The following is a 20,291-nucleotide window of genomic DNA, read 5'->3' as shown; positions in this document are numbered from 1 at the left end:
TAAATGAGTAAATGGCAAGCGACACTAAGCACCACAGAACCATACAATTACATTGGTATACAAAATGTACGGCAAGGGAACCGAAATACCGAAGTTTTAGAAGCTATATTAGTTGAAAATGCTTTGCCACTTGATTTAACAGGTTGCGAAGTTTTTTTTGAATCAGTTATTGATAACAAATATCCGATTCAACGAGCAGCAAAAATTGTGAATGCCAAAAAAGGGATTATCCAGTATACCTTTGATGAATATTCTATGCAGTCATTGCACAGACAGGAAGCATATTTCAGTATTCATAAAGGCGACAATCTAATTGGCTCAACGCAGAACTTTTCTTACTTTGTCGTGAATGCTGTTTCAAAAACAGAAGGTGAAATGGGTTCGTATTGGCAATCAATAGAAGATTTGATAGCTGATATGACCGCTTTTATCAATGAAAATAAAGGCGATTTCACAGCATGGATGAACGCTAGAAAAGAAGAGTTTGAAAAATGGCGTAAAAATCAACAAGATACATTTGAAGCTTGGCGAAATGGCCAAGAATCAGATTACCTTTTGTGGTTTGAATCAATTAAGGACATTTTAAAAACTGTTGATCCAGGCGGCACAATGTTAGTAGAGTTAATCGATGCACGTGTGGATGTGCAAGGAGTACGCCACAATTCACTTACAGAGCGCTTGTTAGCTGATATGGACTATTTATATCAGAAACTAGAGAAACGCTTATTTACAAAAAAATACAGCGAGATAAGCACGCTTTATTTATTACAAGATGATAACTTTTCCGTTAATCATGAAATTCAAATTGTTGGAAATACTGAAAATCCTAAAAATGAAGGAGCGTTAATCATTGCGACAATTGATGATGCACAGCAAAACACATTTAAGATTGGAAGTGTTATTTAATGGTTGAAATTAAACGAATGATGGAAACTGCAGAAAGTGGTGTTCAATATCAATATTATCCACTGGCGCACGTCGATGGTGTTGTTGGATTAGATAAAGTGATTAAAGGACAAGGAAAAGTAAACTCTGTAAATGGCCGTGTTGGCGATGTGATTTTAACGCCTAGCGATTTAGGGTTGCCAAATGATCTCGTATTGATTTCATCAGAGGAGTATAAAAAAATAAAACAAATCATCGCTGATTATGAAGCTGGAAAACTAGGTGGTTCTGGTGTTGAGTTTGAGAAAGTAGAAGGAGATGAAGTTAATGGCTGAGTTATATGTTATTAAAAAGGATGGCGTGGCCATTGATGTACAAACAAGTACAAGTGGTGTAACTGGTTTGAATGAATTTGTAGATGAAAAAATAGGTAATGCAGGAGCTGGTACTGTCTCATCAGTAAATGGAAAAACAGGTGTTGTCGTGTTAAGTGCAACGGATGTTAAGGCCTTGCCTGATACAACGACTATTCCAACTATTCCAGGAATAGCTACCTCAACAAGTAACGGCTTGATGTCGAAAACAGATAAAGCAAAACTGGATGCATTACCGGTTTTTACATTTGAGAAAGTTGGTGAAGCGTAATGGCAGATATTTTTCAATTAATTGAAAATGATAAACCCGTTTACATGAAATCTCATGTAGATGGAATTGACGGTATCGAAGAAAAATTAGTAACAAAAGATTTCTATCAAAATGACACGAAGGCACAACGTCAAAAATGGGGTGAGGGTTTAAATTGGATTGCTCACAGAGGAAACAACACAGAATATCCAGAAAACTCAATTCCAGCATTTAAAACTGTTCGACGTCATTGGGGTATCGAAACTGATATTCAAGTGACTAGTGATGGTCAATGGGTAGTTATGCATGATGATACAGTTGATCGAACGACAAACGGAACTGGTAAAGTATCATCTATGACATTGGCACAATTTAGAAATTTAAGAATTGACACAGGAGAAAATTTATCTCGTTTATCAGATGAAGAAAAAACGCCACCTACGTTTGAAGAGTATTTAAAAATCTGTAAAGAATTAAATAAAGTACCAGTTATTGAAATCAAATCTGGAACCTATAGCAAAGCTAATTTTGATTTGTTAAAAGATACGTTGGATCTTTATGGATATGGCGAAGCAAATTGCGTTATTGGTTCATTTGATGCCAATATATTGAATACAATCAGAACCTATTATCCTAATATAGAGTTGCATTACTTTGTTGATGCTATTAACGAAAGTGTAATTACTCAGATCAAAAAACTAGGTGTTCCAGCGGCTGTTAGTTGCTCATATAGTAATTCTAGCTTGTCAACAGCAAATGTTAAAGCATTGCATATGGCTGGTTTTAAAGTTGGTACTTGGACAGTTCCAGAAAATAGTTTTGAAGGAATGAAAAAACTAGGTGTGGAATATATCACGACAAATTCACTTTCTGGAAACCAAAGATACGCAGTCTTAAGTTACCAAAATGGTTTTCAAAGTAATCAAGGGATTCCAAACGCAACATACGTTGAAGAACTAGTTGGTGGAGGAATCCACATCAATTTTAACGTTGAAAAAGGAACGAATAATCAAAATGATGTGATTGCTACGCTTCCAGAATGGGCGATTCCTATGAAAAGTCAATATAATCCATGTACTATTCGGGTTAGCGCAGCAAATGGAGATGTGAAAGTTGGTTCGTTTGATATTCGCGGTCGCATCGTGGCAACTGGTGCAACTGCTGGGACGCTAGCTGTTGGATTAAACTGGAAAGACAGAACGAGCTGGGCTGCTGGATCGGTTGTCTATTCAATTTAAGGGTTGAAATTAAAGAAAAGGTGGTACTTATGTACATGTTTGATTATTTTAGACATTTTTTAGAAACAGAAGATACAAAAATCTTATTTATATTAGCTTTAATCTGCGGAGCCATGGTTATTGATTTTTTTACAGGTACCTTTGCAGCTAAAGTCAATCCAGAAATAGAATTTAAATCAAAAATAGGGATTAATGGAATTTTAAGAAAATTGACGAGTATTTTTTTACTCGTCTTTTTCATTCCGTTATCTGTTATTGTACCAGGAGGTGCAGGCGTTGCGTTGTTATACACCCTATATATAGGCTATCTATTAATGGAAATAAAATCAGTATTGGAAAATTATCAAAAAATGGGTGGTAAAACAGACTTATTTCAACGATTCATCGATAGTTTTAAGACAGAAAATAAAAAAGGAGATGAATAAATGAAAAAGAAAATTTTAGTAGGAGCGTTAATCGCTCTATTTTTTATGCCTTTAAATGTGTTTGCTGCAAAAGGTGACCAAGGCGTTGACTGGGCTATTTATCAGGGGGAACAAGGCCGCTTTGGTTATGCACATGATAAATTCGCTATTGCCCAGATTGGTGGCTACAATACTAGCGGTATTTATGAACAATACACATACAAAACACAAGTAGCAAGTGCTATCGCTCAAGGCAAACGAGCACACACTTATATTTGGTATGACACATTCGGTAGCATGGACATTGCCAAAACAACAATGGATTATTTCTTGCCACGTATTCAAACGCCTAAAAATTCCATCGTTGCATTAGATTTTGAACATGGAGCGTTGGCTAGTGTTCCAGATGGATATGGAGGATATGTAAGTTCAGATGCCGAAAAAGCAGCAAATACAGAGACAATTTTGTACGGTATGCGCAGAATCAAACAGGCTGGCTATACTCCAATGTATTACAGCTATAAGCCATTTACACTAAATCATGTAAACTATCAACAAATCATCAAAGAGTTTCCTAACTCTTTATGGATTGCTGCGTATCCTATCGATGGTGTGTCACCATATCCATTGTATGCTTATTTCCCAAGCATGGATGGTATTGGCATTTGGCAATTCACATCCGCTTATATTGCAGGTGGTTTAGATGGTAACGTAGATTTAACAGGAATTACAGATAGTGGCTACACAGATACAGATAAGCCAGAAACGGACACGCCAGCAACAGATGCAGGGGAAGAAATCGAAAAAACACCCAATTCCGATGTTAAAGTTGGCGATACCGTCAAAGTGAAATTTAATGTAGATGCATGGGCAACTGGTGAAGCTATTCCGCAATGGGTAAAAGGAAACAGCTATAAAGTACAAGAAGTAACCGGAAGCAGAGTATTGCTAGAAGGCATCTTGTCATGGATTAGTAAAGGCGATATTGAATTATTACCAGATGCAACAGTTGTTCCTGATAAACAGCCAGAAGCAACACACGTAGTTCAACATGGCGAAACATTATCCAGCATTGCTTATCAATACGGAACAGATTATCAAACGTTGACGGCATTAAATGGATTGGCTAATCCAAATCTTATTTATCCTGGTCAAGTTTTGAAAGTCAACGGATCAGCAACAGGCAATGTTTATACAGTCAAATACGGTGATAATTTATCAAGTATTGCAGCTAAGCTTGGTACGACTTATCAAACATTAGCTGTATTAAATGGACTAGAAAATCCTAACTTGATTTATCCTGGCCAAAATTTGAATTTTTAAAATAGCCCCTCTTAAAGGAGGGGTGTACATATTTTAATTATTATATATACGGGAGGGTTATTATATACCAGTGAGAGGATATTTAATAATAAACTAATTCTATTTTACATGCGAAATTGCGAATTATAGTGGCTAATATTCTCCAAACTAATTATAGAGGTAAATTAACTTTACTTAAAATTATATTTTAAGTACGATTACACATCAATATATTTACAAATAAATCTTTTATTGGTAACATTAGTTGTGACATTAATCAATAGTACGTAAAAGAGGGAGAAGTATATGAAGTCTTTTGAATTAGCTGAACAAAAGCAGTTGCAAGTATTTAATTCAAAATTTTCTGCATATCTAAAAGTATTGAAAGATCATATTAAAAATACTGAAAAACATATCACTAATTATGAAATAAATTTATCTTATGTAAAAACAATCGAAGCTAGTTTAGAGAATGATAATTTTAATTGTGAACAATATTTTCAATTAAAGTCACTTTTAAAGGACTACACATTTACTAGATGTAAAAAAGAAGAGATAGATGCAATCATACGAATTTTTATTAGTAAATTGGACTTCGAAGAGTCTACTTTAAAAGAACGTGAGATTGAAAAAACATTAGATATAACTAACGATATTTATGCAGACTTATCTAAAAATTTGATTCGTTTAAGTAAAAATTTTAATAAACAGTGGGTTGATGTTAGTTTGCCTGAAATATCTAGGAACTATTGTTATAATATGTATAAAGAAAAGGATAAAAAGGAGAATATAGATGTTAAAAGAGATTATAAATATACGTCTTCTGCAAGTTTTAATAGACGATAAACAAGTTACAAATATGTCGGAAGAGGTTAGCTGCGGCATACTCGGAGAGTGTAACCTTAAGGATATAGTACAGTATACTAAACAAGAAAATCTCTTCTCTACGAATATTGAATTCTCCTTAAAAATTGTGGATGGCAAAATTGCACTTGATAATAACGGTAACGTTGATGATTCACATGTATTTGCTGTTTTTAATTGTGTATACAAAATTGATTTTATTTTTGAAAACTTTAAACAAGCGGATAAAAATTTAATTAGTAAAGAAATAGGAAAGTTTTCTGGACCATATATTAGAGAGTTAGTTACCAATATTTTTAGTAGAAGTAACTTTCCTGTACCACCATTACCTCTTAATATTTTTGACGATTTAGAGGTTGTGGAATAAAAATGAAACTAAAAGATATTAGGTTTGTAGATGTTCGTAAAAATGAATTTTTTAAAGATGTTCTCAAAAATTCTCATAATAAAAAAATGAAAAATATTTTAATGAGTAGAGATTCTGTTTTAATTGAAACTGTATTATCATTTTTCAAAAGAAATAAAAATAACTCAGAACCTATAAAAAATGAACTTCAAAGACTTGAAGATGAACTTGAATTGAGAAAAATTATTGATGGAGATGATTCAGAATCATACCGTAATATGCTTGATTTAAAACAAACTTTAAGTATTCTTTATCGATATAGCGATCAGGATTTTAAGGATTTTCGAAGTAACTTTGTAGAATATGTATGCTTTTTATATTTTGCAATTTCAACTCCGTTTGTTAAGAATAAATGTAATAAAAAAAGAAGATTTTTCCATGAGCCAAGGATTTTCTTTAAATCAAATAATGAGTTAGAAAATACTATTATCAAAACTAATGATATTGATAATGAAAATTTAATTGGTGGAGGAAATAACTTAGTAGATCTAGTTCATGTCAATAAAGAAAGTTCTATTGTAGATGTGTGCGAATGTAAAGCTGATTTAAATTATTTTTTACTTTATCTAAAACAATCACAATTAAATGATCACAATTGCATTAAAAGTTTAAAAAAATGGACCTATATGTGTTCTGTACAAAAATTTTTCAATGATAATGTAGAAGATTGTGAAAGTAATTTATATTTTTTTACTTTTGCTGATACAGTAAATAATGCAGAAAAAGTTAATGGGAATGCGACCATTATTACTTCGACGCGAATATGTAAAGCTTTTTGTAATTATTAATTTTTTTATGGTCTTAGGTGATAGATTGAAAATAAAGAAAGCATTCGTAACCGTTTATTCCATAGTAAAACACCTGCCTCTTTTTTATAAAAGATAGGTGTTTTTTGTTATGTTAATATTTTTTGTTGAAAAATAGAACAAACGTTCGTATAATGTTTCTGATAGGAGAGTGTATCAGATGGTGAGACGAACGAAAAAAGAGTTTAAACCTTACAACGATTATGTTGACCGTCCTTTTGAATTAAAGTGGCCAACGGCGTTTCCGTTGGGCGAATTGACTGAAGCAATAAAGAGTACTGATGAATATCATGCTCGCAATATTGATAGACTGCCGCAGCAATCACAGCGACAAATAGAATATTTTTTAGATCGCTCTATTAAGCAAAATAAAGTTTTAGAAATCCAATTGAATTCGTTAGATGAATATGACCGAGTGAAACCACATGTTTTTGGTGTATTTCGTGGAATGGCAGAATTCGATGTTGTGCTGATTGGTGAACAAGAAATCGATTTTTACGATATAAGACATATTCAGATTCATAATTTCACCAAGTGGAGTGAAGAGCACGTAACGGAAGAAAAACCCTTTGAGGAAGACCCAGAATACGATGAAGCAATCGATGAATTTGTGGACGAATATTTCGATGATGAATGGATAGAATAATTAGAAATGTAAAAGCTCTACTTCTCACTCACGGGAAGTAGGGCCTTTTTTGTTTATTCGGTATAATTTATATATCTATTCGCTTGCCTTTTTTAATTTTTTGATGTAGATTTTATCTTGTTGTTATAGTCTATTTTGCTAATTTGAATTAAAATGATATTACGCAAACCCTTGTGAGTTCTAGTCTGTCTAAATATGGTGTTGCATAAAAATTACACCGTGAAACTAAATAATTTAGTTAGATAGAGCCTAGAATCCTTGTTGTGTAAGGGTCTAGGCTTTTTATCTATTGATTCATTACATGTTCATTTGTAGATGGAATGTAGAGGGAGGATTACCCAAGTTTGGCTGAAGGGGACGGTCTCGAAAACCGTTAGGCGAGTAACATCGTGCAAGGGTTCGAATCCCTTATCCTCCGTACCGAGAAGCAGTTGAGTTATTAGTTGCAAATAAAACGACAGAGACGTACACTTAAAGTAGAAAAATACTTAAGAAGAGGTGTCTATTATGTCAAACTATGAAGAAAAAGAAGCGCAAGCATTAGCAAAAATTGCCGACGTTTTGAACAAATTGGATGCAAGTTTAGAAGAGTTGGGCTCGCTAGATGAGGATACAAAAAAACATAGTATGAAGAAATGGATTGTTGAAAAAAAAGCCATTCATGAGATTAAAAAAATTGCACACGAAGCTGGTAAGTATGACAAGTATGATGAAAAAGAATTAGAAAAAGAAATGGATCTGTTGGAAAAGTTTATGTAAAAAAGCGCTAGCTTTTGTTCAACAGTTATTTAATTTTGAGCCTAGAATTAATCGTTTTGATTTTTTCTAGGCTTATTTTTTATGAAGTAAGCAAATCGTATCGGGAAAGGTATTGGAATAAGAAATAAAGCATGTATTGATTCAGAAAAAAAGTTGTAGTAAAATGTTCGTCACAACTTCTTTTCTTATGATTTCATAGAAGGAAAAGTTGGAATAATGAATTGAGAAGAGTCGATTTTTAGGAGATGATTTTAGGTGACTTTTTATCAATTATTGCAGTTAGATCCATTTATTTTAAAACAAAAAATTCATCAAGCGGACACTAAAAAACAGCGGAGATATTTTTGGCGCGCCTTGTTAATAAGGGATATTTTATTAGTTTCGTTTGCGATTTTATGGGTGTCGACGATTACTTTTTTCTTTGGAAAAGCTGTAGCGCCTTTTTCAATTGTATTATTTTGTTTGCTGTTGAGTATCCGTTTCGTCTCATATGGCTACAGGGAAAAACAGGCCTTGCTTAGTTTAGGAATCGTGTTAACAATTCTAGGTGTTAGTCCACTAATTTCACTGATTTCTGTATCATTTTTACAATGGGGTCTTCATTTTATCTGCTTGCTGGCATTGTTTTTCTTAACTGGTAAAAACCCTAAAATGGGTAATCCGGGCTTGTATACGTTCTCCTACTTATATTTAGTTGGCACGGTTCACTATCAATCGTTTCAGCAATTAGAACAAACTTTCTTTGTATTAGTGTTTGCCTATTTACTTTTAGCTTTTGTTTATCATGTGAAACATAAAAAGTTGGATCAAGAGATTACTTTTATACAGATGGTTACAGAAAATGGTTTTTTTAATCAAAGAAATATTTGGTTTGGTTATTACGCTTTAGGCATTAGCTTATTACTTTTTATAGGAACGCACCTTCAGATTGACCGCTTTATGTGGGCAACATTTGCTAGTTCGTCATTATTTTCTGGGTATGAGACGTTTAAATTGTCTGAACGAGCAAAAGAACGAATAATAGGGGTCGTTATTGGTTCTCTAGTATCGGCTATCTTGTTATTTTATATACCAACGAACCTACTTGGTATTTTAGGAGGACTTTGTTTAGGCTTATGCACATCTTATAAAAGTAAAACGATTTTTAATTGTGTTGGTGCTATCATGGCAGCTTCTATGATATTTGGGCTAGAAACAAGTCTTTACTTAAGAATTTTGTTAAATATGTTAGGGCTAGCTTACGGTTTGCTTTATCATTTTGTCTTTGTAAAAACTATGTCCTATTGCAATCGCAAGGAGTGGCTGAAATTGTCTGAATAAAAGGAGCCTAACATTCTTTCTTGAAAGAATGTTAGGCTCCTTTTATTTTAAAATAGAACCATTGACTATATTTTTTGTAAATAAGAGTTTAAAAATGGCAGAAGCTGGTTACTAATTTGGCTACCAAATGGCTACACAGGATAGTATAGATAAGGATAGTATAGGTAAGGATAGTATAGGTAAGGATAAAGTAGGATATAAACAAATGAATTCAGTGAACACAAGTTACGTAGTAAAATTGTATTTTTGGAAGATAAGTAGAAGTAACTTCATATTGGGAATTTATTGGGAAATTTTAGTATAGTCAACATGATAAATTAGTAGTATGAAGAATCGCTAAAAATGAATTATCAATGCTATAGATGCTTGTTTATATAGCTAAGTTTTAAAAAATAGAATGTTCAATATCTTTAAATCAAGTTAAGTATATTTAAGTGGAAAAATAGAATCGCTTAAATCTAAGAAAAAAATAAGTTTTGTCATTATAGATCGCTTAAGGAGTGGTCTATTTTTGTATATAAAATAATCTAGGAGGTGGACAGTTATTGATAAAAGGGAAAAATAGGAGAGGTACAAACGAATAAGTTAGATTTTGAAAATGAATGTGATCAAAAATAAGAGTAGATGGATAAAAGGAATACATGGAGGATGAACATACTATTTCTATTATCTGTAAAAGTTCTACAAATAAAATATTAAGTGGTTAGAGGAGAGGTACAATGAAAGCTGGAATAAAAAAACATATTCGACAATTATTATGGGATTATCAACATATTGAAAAAAAATTACAAGAGTACGAGGATGTTATGTTAATGAATCGTAATCCTTTTTTAGAATACCCTGTAGAGCAACCAACTGAAAAAATAACTATCAGTCAAATTGCATTTCATAAATTATTTTTACAAACGGTAGAAGATATCTTAGCTGATTCTACAAGGGATGTACAGGATATCTTTTTAGTGAAATATAAAAATGGTTATCCATATAAAAAGAATGAATTTGTTGCTTGTGAGACGTTTTTGAGCGAGTCTACAATTGCTCGACGAGATACAGAATTTATCCATGAAATTGCTTATCGACTGGGTTGGTACGAAATTTGACAAAACGAAACAGGTCAATTCAACTATACTAGGTTTATGAACATATGTTCGCCGTGGACGCACGGAATAACTTATAGGAGGAACAACAATGGCAACAGGTTTAACAAAAAATCAAGCAAAAACATTTATGCAGAAGTATTTAGATACTAATTTGCCGTCTTATCCAGGTGTCTATTATGGAACTTATGGTGGTTCGCCATCATCACATTCAAATTGTACTCTATTTACTACATGGTTCTTAAAGAATTGTACTAATTTAACTTTGCCAACACAAAGCGGGAATGGTTATCAAACGGTAGATTTTGTGTTAAATGCAAATAAAGGAAAATTAGTAAAGAGTAACATTCCAAAGGCATTTTCTTTATTTTCAATAACACCATGGAATAACAATTACTATACACAAGGTGCTGGACATACTGGTATCGTTCTAGGTATTGATGGAAATACAGTAATTACAGGTGAAGCTAATTTTGGTTCGACATTTGGCGGATTAGATGGAGTATATCCTAACAATGGAACTGTAGTAACTACTCATCCATTGAGTACGTTTAACAGTTTAACGGGTGTTACTTTCATTGACTTAAGTCGCTATTATACTGGATGGAATCCAAATCAAAATACAAAACCAGAAGGAGAAGAAGAAATGGTAGAGATTAATAAAAGAGTTATGGTGAAAAAAGATGTAAAATATACTGTGGATACATTACCTTGGGGAAAGAAAGGTTACATTAAAATCAATGGCATTGATAGTTTTGCTGGAAGAGTTATTGATTTGACACAGCAAATGGGAAGTTACTTATATAGTCCTCAAACAAAAGGCTGGACAGACTTTAAAGGGTTTGAAGAAGTTGAGACTATCAATAAAACAATGGTTGTTAAAAGAGCTGGTTTCACTGTTGACCAATTCCCTTGGTTTAAAGGGGTGACAAGATTTGGTGTCAGTGCTGATTATATCAATAAAGAAGTAAAAGTGACTGGGAAAAAGGGTGCATATTATTACATGGATAATATTGGTTGGATCGACGAAAAAGCATTTTTAGATGATGCACAAGCGACTGATATTAAAATTGGGGATAAAGTTATGTTATTGGAGACTGCTAGTGCATATCAGACTGGGGAAACAATTCCAAGTAGTCTTAAAGGAAAATCATATACAGTGATGGAAATTAAAAATGTCACACAAAGCAAATCTAAAAAAGCATTTTTATTAAAAGAATTAATGTCTTGGGTACTAGAACAGGATGTTAAAAAGTAGTAAAAAAGAACCTAGTGATATGTTAGAAAAAATAGAGCGGTAAATCCGCTCTATTTTTTTCTATTTATATAATACATAGTGACTACTTATTCTAATTCACAGATGGTTTTTGCATTGATTTTCTCTCTCAACCCCAGCCAACCACTCGCTGATAACAAGTACCAAAACGGCATAAACTGGATTAGATAGCGAGAGCGGCCGCCTTCAAAGAGCAATAAATACAGAATAGCTCCAATGAAAGCTAATTTTAAAATCGCGTAGTTATTTTTTGAATCTTTTAGAGGGATACTGAACAATAGACCTAGTAATGTGAGTAAATAGAAAAAATGCATATAAATTCGTAGATAGTTACTTTTTTGATTTTGCGGATAATACAGTGACCGCAAGTGTTCTTGCCAACGATTTTTAGAAGGTGTTTCTGGGATTAAATCACCGCCATCCCAACCCCAGTCAAAATCACCATTGGCAGTATTATGACGATTTTTTTGAGCCAGAAAACGGAGATAACCGAAGAATCCTTTATTTTTTAAACGGTCTTGAATCATTTTTATGGTATAAGCTTTTTTGGCTTCTTGTGTAGGCAACTGATTTACTGCTTGTGTATCTGCATCATTGTAACCGCCAGTTCCCGTCAAACCCATCATTACAAAAAGTGTCCAAGGCTTGGCTTGTTCTTTATCGATTTCCGTAATCGTTTGTTTTTCCACAAAAAATTGAAAACTATAATATGCGCTGACGAAACCAGTCAGTAAAAAGAGGGCAACCACGGTTAATTTTACGATAGACTGTTTGTTCCGATTTACTAAAAGAAGTTGCAGCACTTTGATACAACTAAATGCAATAAAAAAGATAATAGACGAAGGTTTCATTAAAAAACACCAAGCTAAGCCAATTCCAATAAACAGTAATAAACAATATTTTACGAAGGGATGGGAAATTTGGTCAAAAAGGCTATATGCAAAAAAGACTAGGTTGATGAACAATAAGACGGCCGTATCTGTATAAGGCGTGAGTAACCATGGAGACAATCCGAAAGAAAGAAAAAATAAACTGTAAGCAACGAAGGCCGTTAATGGATTAAAGACACGTTTAGAGGCATGATAAAAGAGAAATAAACTGCTATTAATAAACAAGCAATTAACCACTTGCCAACTAAACCAAGTATTGCTCCAGCTCCCTGTTACATCAATGAAACGCAAAAATTTATTCAGGTAATACATCATGAAAAAGAAAAATTCGTTATTGGGGTTTAAAGAAAGTACGATTTTTGAATAATCCCTATTTTCAGTGGTAATACTATGAAAGTTGTCAAAAACATCCCAGCCAATCGGCACAGTAATCTGCGTCAGGAGTAAAAGTTGTAGTAAAAATAAACTGACCAAACTACCAATAATAACCACACGATCATGGGTTTTTATTAAGTGCCAGAGCGCTTGAATCTTAGTGTAAAGAAATTTTTTGTTTTTATAAATAATCAACAATAGAATAATTAATAGAGGAAGTAAAACAAGCAAGTGCTTAGGCTTTTCCCAAAGAATTTTTACCAGAGAATAGGGAGAGTTAATTGCGCCGTAAAAGACAAATAAAATAAAAAAAGTAAAAATATAATTTTCTAGATTCAGAATCCGTTTAAAAGTAGCCATATTTTCTCCTTCCATTTTTTTAGCTAGACTAGTTCTTATTTTATCATAAAGATTTTAAAATAAGAAAAAAGCCCTTCTTTTAAAAGAAAGGCTTAAAACTTTTCCTTACTTCACTTCTTTGTAACGGAAGAAGAAGCGTAAGACGCTATTTTGGCTAGTTGTTGTTAGTTTATCTGTCGGTAAGACTGTTAGTAAGAAGAAAAACAGACTAATCACAAGAGTGAAAAATAAGAAGACGGGACTGCCACCTGTTATCACAGTATCTGTTTGAACGTCATATTTAAAAGTTGACATAACAGAGAAAACTTGTGTATAGCTACAGGCAATAGAAAGTAGATATAAAACAAGCACGCCCCAACCTGTCATCCCAGCATCACGATAACGACGGACACACATTGCCCACGTTGGTAATAATAAAGCTAACCATAAAACAAGTGCAAAAAGCATCAACGGTAATAAGTTCCCAAAATCATAGGTTTCAAAATATTCAGCTGCTAAAATTGCTGACACAGCTTTGCCGACAATGGCAATATAAAAAATAAGTGCTAAAATGCTTAATACCAATGTCATCCACCAATAACCAGCACGTGTGGTCCGACCTTTAAAATCAACATATCCACGAAAATAATCTTTAAAAGCTTGTCCAAATGTTACTTTACCTTTTTCCTCAATTTTAACCATAAAAACACCCCTTTGTATTTAATAAAATGATTATAACGGAAAGTAATAAAATAGGAAAATGCGAATTCGCATATTTTGTGATTTTTTTGATAAATCATATAAAGAGCAGGTTTTATCAAAAAACGGTAAAATAAGAGAAGATATTTTATAATGGAGGAATCATGAATGAAAATCAGTATTAGACATCGCTACATAGCAAAAATTCCAGCATTAGAAGTGACAACAGAAGAGCAAAAAAACGAAGCATTACCTTTAATTGTTTACTATCATGGTTGGCAATCAGCTAAAGAATTATCTTTAACACAAGCAAGAAAATTAGCACACGAGGGGTTTCGGGTCATTTTACCAGATGCCATGAACCATGGAGAAAGAAAAACAGGACCTATTTCCACGATTCCTTCGATTACATTTTGGAGTAGCATTCAATATAATTTAATTGAATTTCCAGTAATTATCCATCATTTTCATAAATTAGGGTTGATTAAAGAAAATTGGATTGGCGTGGGTGGTGTATCCATGGGCGGTATTACTACCAGCGCTCTTATGACCCAACATCCTGAGATTCAAGCTGCTGCTTGCTTAATGGGAACACCCTATCCGGCGCGCTATATTCAGCGAGTGATTCAACGGGCGAAAGAATTTGCTATTTTTGTACCTAAAGACTTGCCACTGTTGCTAAGTTGGGTGCATCAATACGATTTATCACAAACGCCAGAAAGACTACAAGAACGACCGATGCTGTTTTGGCATGGAACGGAAGATGAAAAAATTCCCTATGAAGACATGGCTGATTTTGAACAATTAGTGTCTGGGAAAACGTATGCGAGAAATACGCAATTTATAACGGAAATCGGTGAGCGGCATTTAGTGAAAGGAGAAACAATGGATTTGGTTGTTGACTTTTTTAAAGAAGCGTCAAAAACGTTAGAAAAATAAAGGGATTTTTCAAAGAGAAAAGGGGAATCAGCTTGTTTTTTAAGAACACTTTCTATAAACTTAACAGAAAAGGGGTTGAAGGTGTACATGGAGAAAAACAAGTTGAGAAAAGTGGGCTTAACTGCCCTGGAATGGCTAAAACAACATCCAGAAATTAAACAACATAAAGAATCAAGTCTCTATGAACAGTTGTTTGCTAGTCAGCAATGGCAACAAGCACAAACGATCGGAATGATTCGGTCGTTACCGCTAGAATTATCAACACAGCCAATTTTCGAACGGGCCATGCAAGAGAGCAAGCAAGTGGCGGTGCCGCGAACATTTAAAGGAGGCAAAATGCACTTTTATCAAGTCTTTCCAGAGACGGTTTATGATACCAGTGCATTTGGCGTGGAAGAACCTCCGTTAACAGCGGCAGAAATAACAGCTACAGCGATTGATTTATTGATTGTGCCAGGGATTGTTTTCAATCGTGCTGGCTATCGAATAGGCTTCGGCGGTGGTTTTTATGATCGTTATTTGGAACATTTTTCGGGCCATTCATGTAGTTTAGTTTTTAGTGAACAACTCCATGAGCAATGGCAACCAGAAGCGTTTGATCAGCCAATCGAACAATTATTTATACAATAGGAGGAATGGAATGAATTATCAAACAGAAATGAAATTGAAACGGCTAAAAAATCAGCCGTTCATTACGTATGCCCTTTTAGGTATTTCAATCATTGTTTTCCTTGGATTGGAATTAACTGGAGGATCAGAAAATATTTTAAACTTAGTTAATTGGGGAGCAATGGTTCGTCCACTGGTAGCTCAAAATCATGAATACTGGCGGTTTATCACGCCAATGTTTCTTCACATTGGATTTATGCATATTATTTTGAATATGGTTACTCTTTATTATATCGGCGCACAGGTTGAGGCAATTTATGGGCATTGGCGCTATTTGGGAATTTATTTATTGAGTGGGATTGCTGGAAATATCGCCAGTTTTGCCTTTGGGACACCCAACAGTGTCTCAGCGGGTGCTAGTACAGCGCTTTTTGGTTTGTTCGGCGCATTTGTTATTTTAGGACGCCATTTTAGAGACAATCCAGCGATTATGTATATGGTGCAACGCTATTCAATGTTTATTGTGATTAATTTGTTATTTAACTTGTTTAGTAGCTCTGTAGATATGATGGGTCATGTTGGCGGTCTAATTGGTGGACTATTAGTCGCGACGGCTTTTGCTGTTCCAAATCGTGAAGAAGCATTTAATAAGCACGAGCGAATTATGGCCACGTTAATTTTTATTTTTCTTGTCGTAATTTGTCTGTTATTGGGTTTTAAAAAATACGGTTTACCTGTATAATAAGGAAGTGTTTTCGTATGGAAACGTTATATGATGTACAACAACTTTTTAAACAGTTTGGGATGTATATTTATGTCGGTGCACGGATTTATGATATTGAGTTAATGATGATTGAATTAAAAAAATTGTATGAAGGTCAATTGGTAGACCGAGATACGTATTTACAGGCCCGGCATATTTTGCAAAGAGAGCATCGAATAGAAGAATCTAGAGGGAAGCAGAAAGGAATCGACTAAATGGATAAGAAGATTATTGGGATTGATTTAGGTGGAACGACCATCAAATTTGCTATTTTAACAACCGATGGCGTTGTTCAACAAAAATGGAGTATTGAAACGAATATTTTAGAAGATGGCAAGCATATTGTGCCATCAATTATTGAAAGTATTCGTCACCGTATAGATCTTTATAATATGAAAAAAGAAGATTTTGTAGGAATTGGTATGGGAACACCAGGAAGTGTCGACATTGAAAAAGGAACTGTTGTAGGTGCCTATAATTTAAACTGGACGACTGTACAGCCTGTCAAAGAACAAATCGAATCTGCTTTAGGAATTCCGTTTGCCTTAGATAATGATGCCAATGTTGCCGCTTTAGGTGAGCGTTGGAAGGGCGCGGGGGAAAACAATCCCGACGTGATTTTTATTACTTTAGGAACAGGTGTCGGCGGAGGCATTGTTGCAGCGGGAGAATTGCTCCACGGTGTTGCTGGCTGTGCTGGTGAAGTTGGGCATGTGACGGTTGATCCTAACGGCTTTGACTGTACCTGTGGGAAACGTGGCTGTTTAGAAACTGTTTCTAGTGCCACTGGTGTCGTTCGTGTTGCACGTCATTTATCAGAAGAGTTTGCAGGTGACTCTGAACTGAAACAAGCGATTGATGATGGACAAGATGTTTCAAGTAAAGACGTTTTTGAATTTGCCGAAAAAGGCGATCATTTTGCTTTAATGGTTGTGGATCGTGTTTGCTTCTATTTAGGCTTAGCCACAGGAAACTTAGGCAACACGTTAAATCCAGATAGCGTGGTTATCGGTGGAGGTGTTTCTGCAGCAGGAGAATTTTTACGTAGTCGTGTCGAAAAATATTTCCAAGAATTTACCTTCCCGCAAGTTCGAAATAGTACAAAAATCAAATTAGCAGAGCTAGGTAATGAGGCCGGCGTGATTGGTGCCGCTTCACTAGCATTACAATTTTCAAAAGAGAAATAGAGAGGGCTTTTTAGAATGAGTATTTTATGGGTAATCAATGGCATTTTGCTAGTTATTGTACTAGCGATGGTATTCAATGAATTATATTTGAAAATTATGGTGAAACGTTCAGCAAAAATGCTGACGGAAGAAGAATTTAAAGAAACAATGCGTAAAGCACAAGTGATTGATGTTCGTGAGAAAGATACATTTGATGCTGGGCATATTTTAGGGGCGCGCAGCATGCCATACAGCATGTTAAAAACAACAATTGGTTCTCTTCGTAAGGATCAACCTGTTTATCTTTATGATCAGAAGAAAGCTTTAAGTATCCGAGCAGCTAATTTATTACGCAAAAATGGCTATACTGATATTTATATTTTAAAAGGCGGCTATGATGGCTGGACTGGGAAAGTGAAAAAGAGAAATAGTTAATAACAAAAAGAGTTGGTCTTCATTGAGACCAACTCTTTTTGTATAGGAAAGCTTAATAGAGATGTTGCTTTTTGTCAGTCCTCACTTTTTGAGCTACAATAAAGAGAAGAGGTGAAGGCAGATGATTCAAATCAAGCGAGCATATGAAGCACCGACAGAGCAAGATGGCTACCGTGTTTTAGTTGACCGTATTTGGCCACGAGGAAAATCCAAGGAATCTGAAAAGTTAGATGAATGGCTCAAAGAAGTGGCACCAAGTACAGAGCTACGGAAATGGTTTAATCATGAAGCAAATAAATATCCTGAGTTTAAACAAAAATACCAAGAAGAATTGAAACATGAGCCAACTGCCACAGCGTTTAAGCAGTTACAGACGATTGTAAAAAATCAGCCAGTAGTCACGCTGGTCTATGGGGCGAAAGATACAGTGCATAATCAAGCGGTTGTCTTAAAAGAATTATTAGAAAAATAGAGTAGGTGATTGGATGAAAATTGCAATTGTAGGTGCTGGACCCAGAGGCTTATCAGCTGCAGAACGAGTCATTGAATGGGCTCGTAAAACGGAAATAAATGTTCAGCTCACGTTGTTTGATCCATACGGTCCAGGTGGGAAAATTTGGCGAGCAGAGCAACCTAATTATTTATTAATGAACACCGTGATTAGTCAAGTCACTTTATTTACAGATGAATCTTTTAGTGGCGAAGGACCAATTGTCAAGGGTCCCACTCTCTATGAATGGACCCAAACAGAAGCTGCGCAGTACATTCAACAGCAACAACCCTATAATTATCTTGAGTTGTTGAAAGAATGTCATCGCCTTGGACCGAATGATCACTGCTCGAGGGCTTTTTATGGCATGTACCAAAAATGGTTTTATACGTATTTAGCCACGAGGTGTAACGAACAAACATCGCTGACGTTTTTTAAAGAGCCAGTAACTGCTGTGCGGGCAGGAGAGGATAACTATTATGTGTATACTCAATCCATTGAGTTTACGGCAGACAAAGTAATTTTAGCTTTGGGTCACCAAGAAAATGAATTAACGACTGTTGAACAAGAGCTTGCGGACTACGCCAAGGAGCATCGTTTGTTTTATTCTTCTCCTAAAAATGCGGCGGATGCTTTATTGGCACTTGCCAATATACCTGCAAAACAACCCGTTGTGTTAAAAGGCTTAGGTTTGGCATTTTTTGACTATTTATCTGCCTTGACGATTGGCCGCGGGGGTGTTTTTTCTCGTCAAAATGGCCGCTTACGTTATGAACCTTCTGGAAGAGAGCCCATTATTATTGCTGGTTCTGGTCGCGGTTTTCCTTCTCATCCTCGAGGGATTAATCAAAAAGGTTACGGGGAAACCTATCAGCCTGTTTTTTTAACCGAAACCTATTTAGCTGAATGTCGTAAAAAAGGACAGGTTACAGGTGCAGAGTTTTTTGGGCATTTAAAAAAAGAAGTGGAATATGTGTATTACACTTGCTTAATCGAAGAAAAATATCCGCATCTTTCTAAAGAGGCCTTTCAACAGCTGTTTATTCAAACCAAGGGAGCGCCGGAAAGCTTAGCCCACTTTGAAAAACAAGATTGGTTTGATTGGCAAGCGTTAGAACATCCTGAAACAAAGAAAACCACTCATGAAAGTTTTCGTTCGTTTTTACTAGAGTATTTAAAATGGGATATTCAAGAAGCAGAGAAAGGCAATCTTAGCGGTCCTTTGACCACTGCTTTAGACAGTTTAAAAGATTTAAGAGATCAGATTCGCTTTGTTTTGGATGAAGGGTTATTAACGAATGACGAGAGTCAAAAGTGGTTGTGGCATTGGTTTACCCCGTTGAATACCTTTTTGTCAGTGGGACCTTCTGTTGAAAGAACAGAAGAGCTACAGGCGTTAGTTGAACTGGGATTGGTCACGATTCTGGGGCCAGAAATGCGTGTCGAAATGAAAGCGGGTCAATTTATTACTTATGCTAATTTATTTCCGGAAAATCGGTATAATAGTCACTTTTTAATTGAAGCACGCATTCCCAAAGTTAATAATGAAAAAAGTTTGAATCCTTTAACGAGGCAGTTGTTAGCCGATAAGCTAGCTACGCTTCATCAACTGGCATTAGCTGATGGTCAAATAGTCAAAACAGGCGCACTCTTGATTGTGCCTGCCACGAATCAAGTCATCACAAAAGGTGGACAGGTGGCGACAGGCCTTTTTAGTTGTGGTATTCCAACAGAAGGTATTCATTGGTTAACAGCCGCTGCAGCTCGTCCTGGTGTGGATCCTTGGAATATGCGTGATATGGATCGGATTGCTGCCACTATTTTTAATAGTTAAGAAAAATAGTCAGCTCCTTTGGTAAAAAAGAAAGCATAACAAGTGGTCATCCATCGCTTTGATGGATGACCACTTGTTATGCTTAAGAGAATCAACAGAGCCAGAAGCGCTTCTGTTGATTTCTT

The 20,291-nt window shown here is 35.0% G+C and carries 24 protein-coding genes and 1 tRNA gene; 23 read left to right on the top strand and 2 right to left on the bottom strand.

From position 1 onward, the window contains the following. Positions 1-3: 3 nt before the first annotated feature. The 15 genes from IGL90_RS11065 (at position 4) to IGL90_RS10995 (ending at position 11,609) form a co-directional block, all read left to right on the top strand. Complete coding sequence (locus IGL90_RS11065) at positions 4-906, top strand: phage baseplate upper protein (protein WP_075551640.1); 903 nt, start codon at positions 4-6, stop codon at positions 904-906. Further along, entirely contained in the window at positions 906-1,220 is a 315-nt protein-coding gene (locus tag IGL90_RS11060) for a hypothetical protein (protein WP_075551639.1), read from the top strand. The genes IGL90_RS11065 and IGL90_RS11060 overlap by 1 nt, the downstream gene beginning before the upstream one ends. Continuing rightward, a complete protein-coding gene (locus IGL90_RS11055; RefSeq protein WP_025193310.1) occupies positions 1,213-1,530 on the top strand; it encodes a hypothetical protein in 318 nt (105 codons plus the stop codon). The genes IGL90_RS11060 and IGL90_RS11055 overlap by 8 nt, the downstream gene beginning before the upstream one ends. Continuing rightward, positions 1,530-2,747 (top strand): glycerophosphodiester phosphodiesterase, encoded by a 1,218-nt coding sequence (locus IGL90_RS11050; RefSeq protein ID WP_002398465.1) that lies wholly within the window; start codon positions 1,530-1,532, stop codon positions 2,745-2,747. The genes IGL90_RS11055 and IGL90_RS11050 overlap by 1 nt, the downstream gene beginning before the upstream one ends. Positions 2,748-2,776: 29 nt before the next feature. Beyond that, positions 2,777-3,172 carry a phage holin family protein gene (locus IGL90_RS11045; RefSeq protein WP_010784910.1) on the top strand — a complete coding sequence of 132 codons (396 nt, stop codon included), beginning with the start codon at positions 2,777-2,779 and terminating at the stop codon, positions 3,170-3,172. Beyond that, complete coding sequence (locus IGL90_RS11040; protein WP_174114611.1) at positions 3,173-4,474, top strand: LysM peptidoglycan-binding domain-containing protein; 1,302 nt, start codon at positions 3,173-3,175, stop codon at positions 4,472-4,474. A gap of 285 nt (positions 4,475-4,759) precedes the next feature. Next, positions 4,760-5,299, top strand: a complete 540-nt coding sequence (locus IGL90_RS11035) for a hypothetical protein (protein WP_010730083.1) — start codon at positions 4,760-4,762, stop codon at positions 5,297-5,299. Further along, on the top strand, positions 5,247-5,684 hold the full coding sequence (locus IGL90_RS11030) for a hypothetical protein (RefSeq protein ID WP_010730082.1): 438 nt from the start codon (positions 5,247-5,249) through the stop codon (positions 5,682-5,684). The genes IGL90_RS11035 and IGL90_RS11030 overlap by 53 nt, the downstream gene beginning before the upstream one ends. A 2-nt stretch (positions 5,685-5,686) precedes the next feature. Next, on the top strand, positions 5,687-6,511 hold the full coding sequence (locus tag IGL90_RS11025) for a hypothetical protein (protein WP_010730081.1): 825 nt from the start codon (positions 5,687-5,689) through the stop codon (positions 6,509-6,511). Positions 6,512-6,689: 178 nt separating this feature from the next. Further along, positions 6,690-7,175, top strand: coding sequence for a hypothetical protein (locus IGL90_RS11020; protein WP_010730080.1), 486 nt, complete (start codon positions 6,690-6,692; stop codon positions 7,173-7,175). A gap of 328 nt (positions 7,176-7,503) precedes the next feature. Further along, positions 7,504-7,593, top strand: a tRNA-Ser gene (locus tag IGL90_RS11015). An 89-nt stretch (positions 7,594-7,682) separates the two neighbouring features. After that, the gene (locus IGL90_RS11010; protein WP_002382470.1) at positions 7,683-7,934 is read left to right on the top strand and encodes a hypothetical protein; all 252 of its coding nucleotides are present in this window, start codon (positions 7,683-7,685) and stop codon (positions 7,932-7,934) included. Between the two features lie 255 nt (positions 7,935-8,189). Then, positions 8,190-9,254 (top strand): FUSC family protein, encoded by a 1,065-nt coding sequence (locus IGL90_RS11005; protein WP_002387217.1) that lies wholly within the window; start codon positions 8,190-8,192, stop codon positions 9,252-9,254. A gap of 719 nt (positions 9,255-9,973) precedes the next feature. Further along, entirely contained in the window at positions 9,974-10,354 is a 381-nt protein-coding gene (locus IGL90_RS11000) for a hypothetical protein (RefSeq protein WP_002362349.1), read from the top strand. 88 nt (positions 10,355-10,442) lie between these two features. Continuing rightward, on the top strand, positions 10,443-11,609 hold the full coding sequence (locus IGL90_RS10995; protein ID WP_002370554.1) for a CHAP domain-containing protein: 1,167 nt from the start codon (positions 10,443-10,445) through the stop codon (positions 11,607-11,609). Between the two features lie 86 nt (positions 11,610-11,695). On the opposite strand, the gene IGL90_RS10990 is transcribed toward IGL90_RS10995, so the two are convergent. Together IGL90_RS10990 and IGL90_RS10985 are read right to left on the bottom strand one after the other, a co-directional pair. Beyond that, positions 11,696-13,267, bottom strand: a complete 1,572-nt coding sequence (locus IGL90_RS10990) for a membrane protein (protein ID WP_048737852.1) — start codon at positions 13,265-13,267, stop codon at positions 11,696-11,698. A gap of 90 nt (positions 13,268-13,357) precedes the next feature. Further along, positions 13,358-13,933 (bottom strand): DUF805 domain-containing protein, encoded by a 576-nt coding sequence (locus IGL90_RS10985; protein WP_002379789.1) that lies wholly within the window; start codon positions 13,931-13,933, stop codon positions 13,358-13,360. Between the two features lie 165 nt (positions 13,934-14,098). On the opposite strand from IGL90_RS10985, the gene IGL90_RS10980 reads away from it, so the two are divergent. The 8 genes from IGL90_RS10980 (at position 14,099) to IGL90_RS10945 (ending at position 20,166) form a co-directional block, all read left to right on the top strand. Then, on the top strand, positions 14,099-14,869 hold the full coding sequence (locus IGL90_RS10980) for an alpha/beta fold hydrolase (RefSeq protein WP_002356329.1): 771 nt from the start codon (positions 14,099-14,101) through the stop codon (positions 14,867-14,869). An 87-nt stretch (positions 14,870-14,956) separates the two neighbouring features. Next, complete coding sequence (locus IGL90_RS10975; RefSeq protein WP_002384041.1) at positions 14,957-15,499, top strand: 5-formyltetrahydrofolate cyclo-ligase; 543 nt, start codon at positions 14,957-14,959, stop codon at positions 15,497-15,499. 10 nt (positions 15,500-15,509) lie between these two features. Further along, positions 15,510-16,220 (top strand): rhomboid family intramembrane serine protease, encoded by a 711-nt coding sequence (locus IGL90_RS10970; RefSeq protein WP_002362481.1) that lies wholly within the window; start codon positions 15,510-15,512, stop codon positions 16,218-16,220. A 17-nt stretch (positions 16,221-16,237) separates the two neighbouring features. Beyond that, positions 16,238-16,456: a YqgQ family protein gene (locus tag IGL90_RS10965; protein ID WP_002356332.1), complete on the top strand. Its 219-nt coding sequence runs from the start codon at positions 16,238-16,240 to the stop codon at positions 16,454-16,456. Next, positions 16,457-17,428 carry an ROK family glucokinase gene (locus IGL90_RS10960; protein WP_002356333.1) on the top strand — a complete coding sequence of 324 codons (972 nt, stop codon included), beginning with the start codon at positions 16,457-16,459 and terminating at the stop codon, positions 17,426-17,428. 15 nt (positions 17,429-17,443) lie between these two features. Continuing rightward, positions 17,444-17,842: a rhodanese-like domain-containing protein gene (locus IGL90_RS10955; protein ID WP_002356334.1), complete on the top strand. Its 399-nt coding sequence runs from the start codon at positions 17,444-17,446 to the stop codon at positions 17,840-17,842. 121 nt (positions 17,843-17,963) lie between these two features. Next, positions 17,964-18,314, top strand: coding sequence for a DUF488 domain-containing protein (locus IGL90_RS10950; protein ID WP_002359411.1), 351 nt, complete (start codon positions 17,964-17,966; stop codon positions 18,312-18,314). 13 nt (positions 18,315-18,327) lie between these two features. After that, positions 18,328-20,166, top strand: coding sequence for an FAD/NAD(P)-binding protein (locus IGL90_RS10945; protein WP_048737855.1), 1,839 nt, complete (start codon positions 18,328-18,330; stop codon positions 20,164-20,166). Positions 20,167-20,291: the final 125 nt, after the last annotated feature.

Source organism: Enterococcus sp. DIV1307a, assembly GCF_050537425.1.
GTDB lineage: Bacteria > Bacillota > Bacilli > Lactobacillales > Enterococcaceae > Enterococcus > Enterococcus faecalis.
Note: the sequence above shows the minus strand (reverse complement) of the source record. Positions and strands in the feature narration are given on the sequence as shown.

What these genes read in the sequence shown, in the direction of transcription:
- IGL90_RS11065 (WP_075551640.1), top strand. Translation starts at nt 4, where the DNA reads ATGAGTAAATGGCAAGCGACACTAAGCACCACAGAACCATACAATTAC.
- IGL90_RS11060 (WP_075551639.1), top strand. Translation starts at nt 906, where the DNA reads ATGGTTGAAATTAAACGAATGATGGAAACTGCAGAAAGTGGTGTTCAA.
- IGL90_RS11055 (WP_025193310.1), top strand. Translation starts at nt 1,213, where the DNA reads ATGGCTGAGTTATATGTTATTAAAAAGGATGGCGTGGCCATTGATGTA.
- IGL90_RS11050 (WP_002398465.1), top strand. Translation starts at nt 1,530, where the DNA reads ATGGCAGATATTTTTCAATTAATTGAAAATGATAAACCCGTTTACATG.
- IGL90_RS11045 (WP_010784910.1), top strand. Translation starts at nt 2,777, where the DNA reads ATGTACATGTTTGATTATTTTAGACATTTTTTAGAAACAGAAGATACA.
- IGL90_RS11040 (WP_174114611.1), top strand. Translation starts at nt 3,173, where the DNA reads ATGAAAAAGAAAATTTTAGTAGGAGCGTTAATCGCTCTATTTTTTATG.
- IGL90_RS11035 (WP_010730083.1), top strand. Translation starts at nt 4,760, where the DNA reads ATGAAGTCTTTTGAATTAGCTGAACAAAAGCAGTTGCAAGTATTTAAT.
- IGL90_RS11030 (WP_010730082.1), top strand. Translation starts at nt 5,247, where the DNA reads ATGTTAAAAGAGATTATAAATATACGTCTTCTGCAAGTTTTAATAGAC.
- IGL90_RS11025 (WP_010730081.1), top strand. Translation starts at nt 5,687, where the DNA reads ATGAAACTAAAAGATATTAGGTTTGTAGATGTTCGTAAAAATGAATTT.
- IGL90_RS11020 (WP_010730080.1), top strand. Translation starts at nt 6,690, where the DNA reads ATGGTGAGACGAACGAAAAAAGAGTTTAAACCTTACAACGATTATGTT.
- IGL90_RS11010 (WP_002382470.1), top strand. Translation starts at nt 7,683, where the DNA reads ATGTCAAACTATGAAGAAAAAGAAGCGCAAGCATTAGCAAAAATTGCC.
- IGL90_RS11000 (WP_002362349.1), top strand. Translation starts at nt 9,974, where the DNA reads ATGAAAGCTGGAATAAAAAAACATATTCGACAATTATTATGGGATTAT.
- IGL90_RS10995 (WP_002370554.1), top strand. Translation starts at nt 10,443, where the DNA reads ATGGCAACAGGTTTAACAAAAAATCAAGCAAAAACATTTATGCAGAAG.
- IGL90_RS10990 (WP_048737852.1), bottom strand. Translation starts at nt 13,267, where the DNA reads ATGGAAGGAGAAAATATGGCTACTTTTAAACGGATTCTGAATCTAGAA.
- IGL90_RS10985 (WP_002379789.1), bottom strand. Translation starts at nt 13,933, where the DNA reads ATGGTTAAAATTGAGGAAAAAGGTAAAGTAACATTTGGACAAGCTTTT.
- IGL90_RS10980 (WP_002356329.1), top strand. Translation starts at nt 14,099, where the DNA reads ATGAAAATCAGTATTAGACATCGCTACATAGCAAAAATTCCAGCATTA.
- IGL90_RS10975 (WP_002384041.1), top strand. Translation starts at nt 14,957, where the DNA reads ATGGAGAAAAACAAGTTGAGAAAAGTGGGCTTAACTGCCCTGGAATGG.
- IGL90_RS10970 (WP_002362481.1), top strand. Translation starts at nt 15,510, where the DNA reads ATGAATTATCAAACAGAAATGAAATTGAAACGGCTAAAAAATCAGCCG.
- IGL90_RS10965 (WP_002356332.1), top strand. Translation starts at nt 16,238, where the DNA reads ATGGAAACGTTATATGATGTACAACAACTTTTTAAACAGTTTGGGATG.
- IGL90_RS10960 (WP_002356333.1), top strand. Translation starts at nt 16,457, where the DNA reads ATGGATAAGAAGATTATTGGGATTGATTTAGGTGGAACGACCATCAAA.
- IGL90_RS10955 (WP_002356334.1), top strand. Translation starts at nt 17,444, where the DNA reads ATGAGTATTTTATGGGTAATCAATGGCATTTTGCTAGTTATTGTACTA.
- IGL90_RS10950 (WP_002359411.1), top strand. Translation starts at nt 17,964, where the DNA reads ATGATTCAAATCAAGCGAGCATATGAAGCACCGACAGAGCAAGATGGC.
- IGL90_RS10945 (WP_048737855.1), top strand. Translation starts at nt 18,328, where the DNA reads ATGAAAATTGCAATTGTAGGTGCTGGACCCAGAGGCTTATCAGCTGCA.